General features: G+C 55.9%; 10 protein-coding genes and 1 pseudogene. 5 read left to right on the forward strand and 6 right to left on the reverse strand.

Features of this window, described 5'->3' with window-relative positions; genetic code table 11:
* Positions 1-202 precede the first annotated feature (202 nt).
* Together ACZRN6_RS02575 and ACZRN6_RS02580 are read left to right on the forward strand one after the other, a co-directional pair.
* Positions 203-1024, forward strand: a complete 822-nt coding sequence (locus ACZRN6_RS02575) for an SDR family NAD(P)-dependent oxidoreductase (RefSeq protein ID WP_464007130.1) — start codon at positions 203-205, stop codon at positions 1022-1024.
* Between the two features lie 20 nt (positions 1025-1044).
* The gene (locus tag ACZRN6_RS02580; RefSeq protein ID WP_464007131.1) at positions 1045-2067 is read left to right on the forward strand and encodes an AraC family transcriptional regulator; all 1023 of its coding nucleotides are present in this window, start codon (positions 1045-1047) and stop codon (positions 2065-2067) included.
* On the opposite strand, the gene ACZRN6_RS02585 is transcribed toward ACZRN6_RS02580, so the two are convergent.
* The 5 genes from ACZRN6_RS02585 to ACZRN6_RS02605 all read right to left on the reverse strand — a co-directional run bounded on the left by ACZRN6_RS02585 (position 2057) and on the right by ACZRN6_RS02605 (position 5249).
* Complete coding sequence (locus tag ACZRN6_RS02585; RefSeq protein WP_464007132.1) at positions 2057-2671, reverse strand: hypothetical protein; 615 nt, start codon at positions 2669-2671, stop codon at positions 2057-2059. The two genes, ACZRN6_RS02580 and ACZRN6_RS02585, sit on opposite strands and share 11 nt — an antisense overlap.
* A 104-nt stretch (positions 2672-2775) precedes the next feature.
* Positions 2776-3543: an anti-sigma factor family protein gene (locus ACZRN6_RS02590; RefSeq protein WP_464007133.1), complete on the reverse strand. Its 768-nt coding sequence runs from the start codon at positions 3541-3543 to the stop codon at positions 2776-2778.
* The gene (locus ACZRN6_RS02595; RefSeq protein WP_322148634.1) at positions 3540-4037 is read right to left on the reverse strand and encodes an RNA polymerase sigma factor; all 498 of its coding nucleotides are present in this window, start codon (positions 4035-4037) and stop codon (positions 3540-3542) included. The genes ACZRN6_RS02590 and ACZRN6_RS02595 overlap by 4 nt, the downstream gene beginning before the upstream one ends.
* A gap of 59 nt (positions 4038-4096) precedes the next feature.
* Entirely contained in the window at positions 4097-4588 is a 492-nt protein-coding gene (locus ACZRN6_RS02600; protein ID WP_416152112.1) for a tetratricopeptide repeat protein, read from the reverse strand.
* A 103-nt stretch (positions 4589-4691) separates the two neighbouring features.
* The gene (locus tag ACZRN6_RS02605; RefSeq protein WP_322143766.1) at positions 4692-5249 is read right to left on the reverse strand and encodes a cytochrome b; all 558 of its coding nucleotides are present in this window, start codon (positions 5247-5249) and stop codon (positions 4692-4694) included.
* Between the two features lie 237 nt (positions 5250-5486).
* Between ACZRN6_RS02605 and ACZRN6_RS02610 the strand changes: the two genes are divergently transcribed.
* Together ACZRN6_RS02610 and ACZRN6_RS02615 are read left to right on the forward strand one after the other, a co-directional pair.
* Positions 5487-5789 carry a type II toxin-antitoxin system HigB family toxin gene (locus ACZRN6_RS02610; protein ID WP_464007134.1) on the forward strand — a complete coding sequence of 101 codons (303 nt, stop codon included), beginning with the start codon at positions 5487-5489 and terminating at the stop codon, positions 5787-5789.
* Between the two features lie 3 nt (positions 5790-5792).
* Positions 5793-6164, forward strand: a complete 372-nt coding sequence (locus ACZRN6_RS02615; RefSeq protein ID WP_010176581.1) for a helix-turn-helix domain-containing protein — start codon at positions 5793-5795, stop codon at positions 6162-6164.
* A 98-nt stretch (positions 6165-6262) separates the two neighbouring features.
* On the opposite strand, the pseudogene ACZRN6_RS02620 reads toward ACZRN6_RS02615, so the two are convergent.
* Positions 6263-6550, reverse strand: a pseudogene (locus tag ACZRN6_RS02620) (transposase domain-containing protein); the annotation flags it as partial.
* A 1097-nt stretch (positions 6551-7647) separates the two neighbouring features.
* Between ACZRN6_RS02620 and ACZRN6_RS02625 the strand changes: the two are divergent.
* A complete protein-coding gene (locus ACZRN6_RS02625; RefSeq protein ID WP_464007135.1) occupies positions 7648-10968 on the forward strand; it encodes an STY4851/ECs_5259 family protein in 3321 nt (1106 codons plus the stop codon).
* Positions 10969-10973 lie beyond the last annotated feature (5 nt).

Here is a 10973-nt window from a genome sequence, read left to right on the forward strand (position 1 = left end):
TGAGGGCGACGGGGCGAAGGTTACCGCCGCACCTCAGGCAGCGCAACCCTGCGTTGCCAGCTTAAGAATCAGACTACGGGCATCACTGAAATGGCGTAATTTGCAAGTCACTTGGCGCCCTCTTGCTAGTGTATGAAAAGGACCCGTCGACCATCATTCGTTCACAGGTTGCTCCCGCTGTCCCAAACGAAGAGGTGTTCGAATGTCCAAAATCTGGTTTATCACCGGCAGTTCCCGTGGCCTCGGTCGCTCGATTACCGTAGCCGCCCTGCGCGCCGGTGATCGTGTGGTCGCCACCGCGCGCAACCCCACGCAGTTGTATGACCTTGTCGCCGAGTACGGCGATGCAGTTTATCCCGTCGCGCTGGATGTCACCAACAACCCGCTGGTGCTGGAAGCGGTGGACGCTGCGGTGAAGCATTTTGGTCGCCTGGATGTGGTGGTCAATAACGCCGGCTACGGTGACCTGGCTTCGGTGGAAGATGTAACCCTGGAGGATTTTGCAGCGCAGATCGACACCAACTTCTATGGTGTGGTGCATGTCAGCAAGGCGGTGGTGCCGGTGTTGCGCGCCCAGGGCAGTGGCCATATTTTCCAGGTGTCGTCGTTGGGCGGTCGCATCGGCATGGCCGGTTTAGCCGCGTACCAAAGCGCGAAATGGGCGGTCGGTGGGTTCTCGACGGTGCTCGCGCAGGAAGTGCGGCCCTTGGGGATTCAAGTGACGGTGCTGGAGCCGGGTGGCATGCGTACTGACTGGTCGGGCAGTTCCATGACGATTCCAGCCATCAGTGAGCCTTACCAGCAAACGGTCGGCGCGCTGGTTGAACTGCTCAACTCACCCGGTATCCTGCCGACCGGCCCGGACCGGGTTGCCGAGATCGTGCTTGAGCTGGCGTTGAGCAAAGACGCCCCGCTACGCCTGCTGATCGGCAGCGATGCGGTGCAATACGCTGCCCGGGCAGCGGCAGACCTGGCCGAGTCCGATAAAAAGTGGCATGACCTCAGCGTGTCGGCCTCGGATTAATTTCACAATAAAGGTGCGGCATGCCTGACGCGACCCAAGCCCGTTTCAACATACCGGATGTGTTCTGGCACGCGCTGAAGAGCGTCGGGCTGGAGCCACCGTTGGTGTTGCGTCAGGCGCGCTTGCCCATGACCCTGCATATTCGCGAGCGGCGCGACCGGCGGCAGGTGACGACCCTCGAGTTCTTTCGCTTGTGGGAGGCGGTGCGGGCGCTTAATCCTGACCCGGCTGTCGGGATCGAGCTGGTGACACGACTGGATAGCACCGCCCTTCCGCCGTCGAGCTTTGCCGCCTTTATTGCGCGGGATTATCGCGATGGCCTGCACCGCCTCGCCCGCTTCAAACAACTGTGCACACCCGAACGCTTGCTGGTTTGCGAAGAAGGCCGCAGCTGCACGGTGACCATCGACTGGTTGCACACGCCTGAGCCGCCACCCGCGCTGTTGGTGGACGCCGCGTTTGCCACGTTTGTTGAATTGGGACGGCGGGGTTCTCGCGCCCAGGTTATACCCCTGAAGGTCGAACTGGCGCGCCCGGATGACGGCAGCCGTGCACTGGCCGAGTTTTTCGGCTGCCCGGTGCGCTTTGGTGCCGAGCGTAATGCGCTGGTGCTGGATGCCGCAGACCTGGACCGGCCGTTTCCGGGATACAACCCGCAAATGCTGGAAATGCTCAACCCCGGCCTGGTGGCGGCGCTTGCCGAGGCATCGGCACCGGCCAGCATCAGCCATCGGGTGAAGATCACCCTCAAGCGAATTCTGGCCAGTGGCCGACCGGAGATGGCCGAGGTTGCGCGCGAGTTGGGCATGAGCGAGCGCACGTTGCAGCGGCGCATTACCGAGGCCGGCACCAGCTTTCGGCAACTGATGCTGGAGACCCGCCAGGAGGTGGTGCGCCATCTGCTCGCCGAGCCGACGATTGAAATCGACGAGATCGCCTGCCTGGTCGGTTATGAAGACACCAACTCGTTTTACCGGGCGTTTCGCTCCTGGGAAGGCACGACGCCGGCTCGGTGGCGGGCGTTACAAGCCCCTACGTATTAATAAACGCCGGTTGCTTGCACATCGTCAGGTTGTTGAGGTTCTCGTTGATATCGAGCTTTGAGGAGCCAATGTCAAATTGGTAGTAGACCTTCCACGAGATAGCAGCCCTAGTGCCCGTGGTGCAAAACTTCATCAGCTTGGCCTTGCAGGTAGCCTCGTAGAACGAGCCCGCCAGCATGCGCGCCGGGCTGGCTCCCGGGTCCTTCGACTGGCAGGGACAGTGAGACAGGAATACCTCGGCTTTGGCCGGCGGTCGACCGCGCAGGCTGACGAAGTTTTGCACGCATTCGTCAAAGTGCTCGATCAATAACTCTTCTGCGTGGCGGCTCTCGACGTCGACCTGGCGCTGCGCCACCAGGTCCTGCGCGACCGGTAACATCGACCGGTACTTTTCCTGGTGCTGATCCGCGGTCAGCGTCCTCTTCAACAGCTGCGCATGCAGTTTCAACTTACTGCCCACCGCGCTGTTGGCAACTTGCTCGCGCGATTGTCGGCTGATGAACACATAGTACCGCGCGCCTTCCAGGCTCAGTACCAAGCCAATCGCCCCGGGGCGCTCACGAAGAGGAAGCGCTTCTGTGAGTGTGTCTCGGTAAACCAGCATAGGCCTCTCCCTCACCAATCGATAAACCCGAACCAACATGACGCCAGATTCGGACAAGTACATTGGTGAACAGTCGAGGGGCTTGGTTTATTCCATTTCGCTGACTATGCGGGCAGCGCTTTCTCGGCACTGCGCGCCATGATCTGCAAATCCTCGAACGGGTTTGTGCCGATCAACATGAAGGCATGGGACGGATTGGACCAATACACCACGTTCAGGCCACGGCGCTGTTCGTTGGCCATGGCCATGGCACCTTTTTTCGCCGCCGTGATGCACAGCGCCAACGGGCCATGGCGTGGGTCGAGGTAGGTCAACTGGCCGATCAGCACGCCATCGTAATCGAGGATTTGTGCGCGCCTGAACTCGGCGCCCGGCAGGCTGATTGCCTCCAGGCTCAACGACAGGCCAAGTTGGCGCCCTACCGAACTCAGTTGCGCGGTATGCGACTCAGGCTCGGTGCTTAAGTTTTCCAAGGTCTGGGGCGTATACAACGCCATGTATTCGGCGACCGAGGCACGCCAGCCCGAACCGGGTTCAGGTCGGGGCCACATCATGAACAGGCGGTCGGCGACCACACCGGCCACCGCAAAACTCGCCGCAACCGCAAGAAACCTGCGTCGACTCAAGGTCGGGGCTTGTGCTGGCGGCAAGGCATCGAGCATCAGTTGCAAACGCTCGAGGGGGGCTTGATCGAGAACCGAATCGAACGCCGCCTTGCACGGCAAGTCACCGCGCTTGAAGTGCTCCACGCGAGCCGTCACGGCGGGATCGATCCCCAGCAGGTTATCGATACGCTGGCGCTGCTCAGGGTCCAGTTCTCCGTCCAGATAAGCCACCAGCAGTTCATCCGACGGTGGGGTATTTTGCGTCATCGTCGTTCTCCGCTCGATTTGTCCAACAGGCCGCTTGAGTGGGCAGTGTCGGCCAGCTTCACGCGCGCAGCGGCTAGCCGGCTCATCACCGTTCCCACCGGGATATGCAGGACCTCGGCAATTTCCTTGTATGAAAGCCCTTCGACATAGGCCAGGAAAACAGTCTCTCGCTGGGCTTCGGGCAGTGCATTCACGCGTTTGATCACTTGAGCGGCCAGTACCTGATCCTGAGCCAGGGTTTCACCATCGAAGGACAGTTCCTGCTCCGCATCGACAAACCCCTGCCCCTGCCGCACGCGCTGCGAGCGCAATTCGTTAAGCCAGATCGAATGCATGATCGTCAGCAACCAGCGGTCCAGCCGCGTGCCGGCCACAAACTGGCCAGCACGCTCCAGCGCCCGCACGCAGGTGGCTTGCACCAGGTCATCCGCCACATGCTTTTGTCGCGACAGCACCAGGCCGTATCGCCATAAACGCGGCAACAACTGGCTCAACTCACGGCGCAACTCAGCGTCTTGGGTGATGGCGGTCTCCCGGCTGTTCGCTCACATGCTCAAGCCTGGGGCGCGGCAGCGATGGCTTCGGCGAGGTCTTCATACTCTTCGCAGGTGGTGCTGCACAGGGCTTTGATTTTCACCAGTTGCTCCTGGGCCAGGTCCACACGGCCCTTGATCACGTAGGCCTCGCCGAGGTATTCGCGCACTTGTGCATAGTTGGGGTCCAGTGCCACGGATTTCAGGTAGTAGCTGATGCCTTCATCGGTGCGGCCGAGTTTGCGGGTGGCGTAGCCGCGGTAATTCAGCGCTTTGGCCGTGTTCGGGTCTTGCAGGGTATCGAGCAGTGACAGGGCTTCTTCGTAGCGCCCATCCTTGGCCAGCCGGTAGGCGTAATCGGTGCGGTCGGCGTCCGATGTGGCCTTGCTCGTCTGCAATACGCACTTGCCGGTCTTGGTGTCCCAGACCTGGCCTTTGGGGCAGTTGGGCTTGGGTGGCGCCGACTCGTCACCGGAAGCGTGAGCCTGGCCGGCCAGTAGCGCTGTGGCCATACAGGCACCGAAGAACAAAGCGGTGCGGTAACCAACGGCGTGTTCGTGGCGATTCTTCATGGTTGTAATGCTCCGTAACGATAGGGAAAGTACAGCAGCAAACTCAGTGTTGAAGGTCGCCCCGAGGGCCGGGCAGCATGCGGCGCAGGGTGCTGTCACGCTTGATGTAGTGATGCCACAGCGCGGCGCAGGCATGCAGCCCCGCAAGCACAATGATCGCCCACGCGACATTGTTATGCAGGCCACCCAAGGTGCCGCGCCACTCGTGATCGATCACGAATGGCGCCGGGATGGGGAACAGTCCGAAAAAGTTGAAAGGCTCGCCCTGCGCCCAGCGAAACAGGAAGCCCAGGAGCACCTGCGTCAGTAGTAACAGGTATAGACAGCCGTGGGCGATTTTGGCGGCCACGTTCAGCGCCGGGTGGCTGTCAGCCTTGGGGTGATTGCCACCGAACAGACGCCAGAGGATACGTGCAGCAATCAGCACCGCCAGGGCGATACCCAGGGAGATATGGACGGATTGCAGGCCCTTGCGCAGCGGCGTGCCTTTTTCCAGGTTTTCCCAGATATGAGCGCTGGCGAACATGAAGATCACCAGGGCGGCGGTCAGCCAGTGGAAGGTGCGGGTCAGGCGGTCGTAGCGGTCGGTTGGGGTGTTCATGGGCGTTTCCTGGGTGGTCTGTATGGTGAACACCGCAGTAGAGGGAGTTATTCGGTCGTGGTTGAAGGTTTATTTGAGTGCGTTCGGATACACCCGTTTCCGACAGAGGGAAAAAACACCCAGAAACCAAATCCCTCGCCTCCCGCTTCGCGCTTTATGAGACCTACGGCTTATCTAAACATGACCCATCGGATGAAACGCACTTGAAGAAGTCCCATGCTGGGACTAGGATCATTAATGAGAATCGTCGCTGTCAGTCACCTAAAGGCTTTTTGGCAAAAACACTTGGATGCAGAGCAATCATTCCTTGCATGGATAGACGAGGTCAAGAAAGCGGACTGGAAGAGCCCGGCTGATATCAAGGCTCAATTTCGTCACGCCAGCGTTCTAAAAAGCCGCAGGGTCGTGTTCAACATCAGAGGTAACGACTATCGGCTCGTGGTCGCCGTGGCCTATCGCTACGGCGCCCTCTACATCAAATTTGTCGGTACGCATAAGCAGTACGACGTCATTGATGCCGATACCGTTGAAATGGAGTAAGCCATGAATATTCGCCCTATCCACACCGAGCAAGACTACCGGGACGCGCTGAAGGCTGTATCGCCATTGTTCGACAACGAGCCGGAACCCGGGACGCCTGAAGGCGACTATCTGGATGTGATGATTACACTCATTGAAGTCTACGAAGCGAAGCACTTCCCGGTGGACTTGCCCAACCCGGTGGATGCCATTCGTTTCAGAATGGAGCAGTCGGGGCTATCAGCGGCTGATCTGGTCCCTGCTATTGGCCGACAGAATCGGGTTTATGAGGTCCTGAACGGTAAGCGGGCTCTTACGCTGCCGATGATTTGGAAGCTGCATGAGATGTTTGGGATCCCTGCAGAAAGCCTGATAAAGCCAGTAAAGATTGCTTGACCTCAGAAACGAAAAAGCCCCGTAGTTTATTTAACTACGGGGCTTTTTCTATGGTAAGCGGTCCATAAACCCCACCGAATTCAAGATGAGTGGCGCTTTTAACTAAGCGATGTCGGGGAGCAGTTCCACGGCAACTGGGCTTCGTAATCTTCGACAGAGGTCGCCCTGGGCAGGCGCTCCAGTGCGTGGCGCAGCCACGCATAGGGCTCTTGGCCGTTGGCTTTGGCAGTCTCGACCAAGCTATAAAGTTGAGCGCTGGCCTTGGCGCCTCTGGCCGTGTCGCTGAACAACCAGTTCTTTCTTCCGATCACGAAGCGGCGGATGGCTCGTTCAGCGGCATTGTTGCCGATGGGCAGGTAGCCTTCCTCGACGTACCGTTCCTGACGACCATTTTTGTTCACACCCGTGGAGTCTGGATAAAGGCAGTGACCGAGTTGTTTCGGCGCAATACCTAATTCGCTTTCAAGCCAATCAAACACCACATAGACAGCGTGCCGCTGCGTATCCAGCAGAGTCACAATAGGTGGGCTGGGTATAGCTTTGCGCATCTCTAGCAGGAATGAGGCGGCATAAGGTGCGTACAGGTTGGTGATCAGCGCGGGCAGACTTTGCGATCTGGTCAGCGCATCCAATTGTATTGTCTTAACCAGACGCACATACCCCTCATGAAGAGTCTGCACAGCCGCCATGATGAAGTGCGCAAAGGTTTCTCCGGCTCGTTTTGATAGGGGATTCCATATGAAGTCTTCACGAAGCTGAGGGATAAGTTGCCAGTCGAAATCCCCCTCCCTCGCCAGACGATCAATCTGACGGCTACCAGATTTTGTGTCTAATGCCCTCGCAAGTAACCGATAGCATTCGCCGAGTCGTGGGTACGGTGGTTGTGGCGAGTGGTTGCTGGCCATTGGCAGGGATTCCATCAGGTGAATTTTTAACTGTTCGCATCCTTGCGAAAGACAGTCCATAAAGTCGTTATGCCTTGGGTCCCTGACCACGATTGCGTCCGGATTGTCCACCATGGACCTTACTGGGCCAGTTCCCTCCTGGAAATTGGTTAATACCCGTTGGACGCGCGCCGCCTTTCGCGTCGCCACTGGACGGTTTGTTCGCAGTACCCTTTGCCATGTGGCAGATGATTCCGAGGTGGGGCTTTTGCATGATTCGTCTCCTAGATAAGTAGCGACATGGCTACGGACACGAATGTAGGAAATTTCTATACAGCTGGCTGCGCGCAAGTGGTCAATTTTTCTCCCACCGGCTGTTTGAACGTCGAACCCATCGACAGATATCCCACGAGGTGTTTTGCGAGAATGAGCATCGAATAGAGCTTTCAACTTCATCAAGATACAAATGTCGACGGCGTTTCGCGAAGATGGCACAGTGACACACGCCTAAAAAACTGAGGTGGTGCAGCTGTAGACGTCGTCGATACGTCTGTACTGCGTTGCATGCTTTTGAATCTTCAGCATAAGGATTTGCGTCAATGACCGCGTTCACTCCTGCTGTAAATCCCATAAAAGCCTGGCTCAGCGAGTTTTTGCTCACCCGCGAGCTATTCAAAGGACCTAACGGCAAACCTCTGTACAGCTACCAACTGTCCGAACACGAGTACGCATCCTTACGCGATTTACTTCAAAAGTACCTTCGCCTAGCGTCCAGTCCAGTTCAGGTCATACACCTGGGAGCATGTTTTTGTTTATTCGTCAGTGAGCAGTACCGTAGAAATTACAACAGCTCATGGTCCTGGTCAGGCGCTGAGAGTGAGTTAGCCGTCTCACTTTCACACAACCAGCATGCAACCTTGACCAGTAAAGGACTGGAATACTGGAAACGCCCTATTCGGTACCGTGAAAACGGTAGGGATTGGCTAGGGTCCCTTTTTGCAGAAGGTGGGCTACCTTGGCCCCTGGTTCAAAAGGAATCGCATGGCTTTGGCAAAGCCGTCAATCGAGGTATTAATCTCTTCAGTGCAGGGAGCAGCCACCGAACAACTGCTGACCTAATAGCGGCGCACGAAGATGAATTGCCAATTCCCTTTCGAAATCTAGAAACCAGGCAACTGCTTGCCGGCATTGTTGAACAGTTGATGCATCTGGCTGGGCAATATCCGCTTAAGGATCAGAAAGACCCTGCTGCTTACCTGGATAAAGTCGCTCCTGCGTGGACAGAAGCCTTTCCAATCCCTCTCGATGAAACTAACGCTAGAGGCCTGATTAATGATTGGCTACATGATGCTGGCAAGCAGCGGCTTGATAGAACAGAGGCCCTAATTCAAGCCAGAGCATTCACCTGTGAGCATTTTCTATTAGGCACACTGCCGGACTGGAGGATTAGGACAGAGCTGGCCTTGCCAAAGGAACACTCATTTGACATTGATCCCCAGCAGTTGGGTAGCACTCGGCTCGATCAAGCCTATTACGAAGGTGAGCACATATTAGCTCGTGGGCCTGCGGTGTATGCCCAGCTGAACGAGTCGCGTCTGACGATCCGCTTCTCCAATCCCTCAATATCAATAGAACGTCGCCGGCTAGGCGAACCTGTCACGCTGCGCTTACTCGACAATGGACGAGTTGTTCAATGTTTCCAATTCGACGGCAGCGAGTTGGATTACGAAGAAACGCCGTTAGTTTTTGAGCAGCGGGTTGATTGCTGGCAATTGGTCGGAACATCTTCTTGCGGTGTCGCTGGTGAGTCCGCACGTATTCGCATTCCGACCAAATTTAGTTTTTCGTCAGACAGCCTCGCACCATCGCTGCTGACTACCGACAAAGAGAGCGGCCAGTGGCTGGATCTACGGGCCGATGTATCGCTCCAAAACGGCCCTGACCTCTATCGAATCGAATTAAATCAAAATCAAAACGAACATCGAAAGCCCGCTCTGGCCGGTGTTCATGGGCTCTATGACAGTAACCCAGGTGTTGTATATTTGGGTTGGCCACGACTTGAGTTGCCCGAAGACTATGAGTTTGGTCTGGGCGATATTCTAGAATTTGCCAATGGGCAACCCCTGGACACTCCTCGCCGTACCGGGCCCTTCGGTGTCGTTCGTTACACCTTGAAAAACCGCACGGGAAAAACGCTTTTAACTCGCCGCTTTGCCGTACTACCCAAAGAATTCAGTACCTCGTTGCTTCCCGCAACCACCGAAAAACCTGCTCGATTGCAGGTCAAAGGTGCACTCCAGCTTGACTTAAAAATCGACAGCTCGCTGCTAATGGCCAAGCGATTGGAGTCTGAACACTCCGCAACCACTTTCAACCTTATTCATCGAAGCGATACACCTCCTGCTGGTTTTACGCTGGAGATCGACCAGAAAAGCAGCAATCAGCCACTACGACTTCGCCTCCCGTACCCGTATCAAGGAGCCCGGCTTATTGGACCAGACGACCGGCCCTCACGAGCACACGAACTTACGTTACCTGAGCTTATAGGACATCGCATCGCATTGACCTCAGGGCAAACTCAAGGGCAAAGTTTCTACATGCAACTGGAACTGGTGTGCGAGGCGCTGCCACATCCAAAACGGCACTATGAGATCAAAGTAGGCTCATCGCCCACGCTGCTAAATTTATTTAGCTACCAAAATGACATGCTGCAAATGCTGGGAGCTGTCGACGAACAAGACGCGTTTATTAAGCTCACCTTAGAAACCGAACAGCGCGCGTTCAGCCTGAATATCAGACGGTACAACGGCCGCTTGCAATGGGAAAGTCGAGACACATTCACGATCTGCGAAATAAGTAACGCGACAATTTTGAATGACACCGAAGTTGAAGCAATGTTGCTTTCTGATCCTAAACAAGCGCCAGTCAAAATTGAAGAACTCAAGAGCCAGGATGTTGGCACCGGGCGATTTATTATACCCAACACCATGCAACGTGATGGCCCATGGCTAATCTATCCAGCCAAAGATAGTAAAACTCAATTTCGCCCTGCACTGTTCGTGTCGACTTCGTCGATTACTGAAATTCAAACTGAAGTTTTTTCCCTGCACAGGGCGACACAGGTTTTTCACCCCAAAACCAACGCAAACGCCATCAGTCAACAAATCACCGTCATGGCAAAAGAGTTCGGACACAGTGGCTGGCAATATTTAGCGGACTTAAAGCAACACTACGCGCACCTGCCATTGTCCTCATTTGAAAGCTGGAAGGCACTGTCAAAGCAACCAGAGGCGCTGGCATTCGCGGTGCTCCGACTAGAAATGGACGAAGCGTTCTGCGCTCGAATTCGCGATGAGCTGGCGGTGATCTGGGAAGCAATTCCTCTCCCCATCTGGGCCGAAGCGCATGCACGATTTTTACAAGGGCTGATCGCATGTGGCTTGCCGGAGATTCTTATCAAAAACCTTGAAACGAATCGCGCGGCCGTGTTGCGACTTGTGGTTTCCGGCTTTGATTATTTGGGCGACTACCTAAGTACTGGCAATAAAAGCAGTCTGACCAAAATCCCTCCCCAACTGGTGGTACCGGGCTGGAATCAAGCCTTACGCCAACAACACGCTACCGACAGACAGTGGCCTACCGATCTTACTGCGGAGTTGACTAGCTGGATCATTCAGAATCCGATACCTGCATTCTTGAGAGAGATTACCCCTGTTGGTTTCACTAAAGCGGTTTCTTACTTACCAATTTTTTTGGCCTATGTGACGGCAGGCAAGGCCACCCTAAATGATCTTCCTGTTCCGATGGCGTACCTAAAATTCGCCATTCGATTGGTTTCTGATTTTGACCGTCAGGGATGGTTCGCACCTACTCACGCACTGATGGTTTCGTATTTGCTAGCCTCCGAAGACGAGGCATAAGGAGT

The sequence above is a fragment of the Pseudomonas sp. A125 genome, assembly GCF_055409485.1.

Bases quoted from the DNA above. Each gene is read 5' to 3' on its own strand.
- ACZRN6_RS02615 (WP_010176581.1), top strand. From the start codon at position 5,793: ATGAATATTCGCCCTATCCACACCGAGCAAGACTACCGGGACGCGCTG.
- ACZRN6_RS02575 (WP_464007130.1), top strand. From the start codon at position 203: ATGTCCAAAATCTGGTTTATCACCGGCAGTTCCCGTGGCCTCGGTCGC.
- ACZRN6_RS02580 (WP_464007131.1), top strand. From the start codon at position 1,045: ATGCCTGACGCGACCCAAGCCCGTTTCAACATACCGGATGTGTTCTGG.
- ACZRN6_RS02600 (WP_416152112.1), bottom strand. From the start codon at position 4,588: ATGGCCACAGCGCTACTGGCCGGCCAGGCTCACGCTTCCGGTGACGAG.
- ACZRN6_RS02605 (WP_322143766.1), bottom strand. From the start codon at position 5,249: ATGAACACCCCAACCGACCGCTACGACCGCCTGACCCGCACCTTCCAC.
- ACZRN6_RS02625 (WP_464007135.1), top strand. From the start codon at position 7,648: ATGACCGCGTTCACTCCTGCTGTAAATCCCATAAAAGCCTGGCTCAGC.
- ACZRN6_RS02610 (WP_464007134.1), top strand. From the start codon at position 5,487: ATGAGAATCGTCGCTGTCAGTCACCTAAAGGCTTTTTGGCAAAAACAC.
- ACZRN6_RS02590 (WP_464007133.1), bottom strand. From the start codon at position 3,543: ATGACGCAAAATACCCCACCGTCGGATGAACTGCTGGTGGCTTATCTG.
- ACZRN6_RS02585 (WP_464007132.1), bottom strand. From the start codon at position 2,671: ATGCTGGTTTACCGAGACACACTCACAGAAGCGCTTCCTCTTCGTGAG.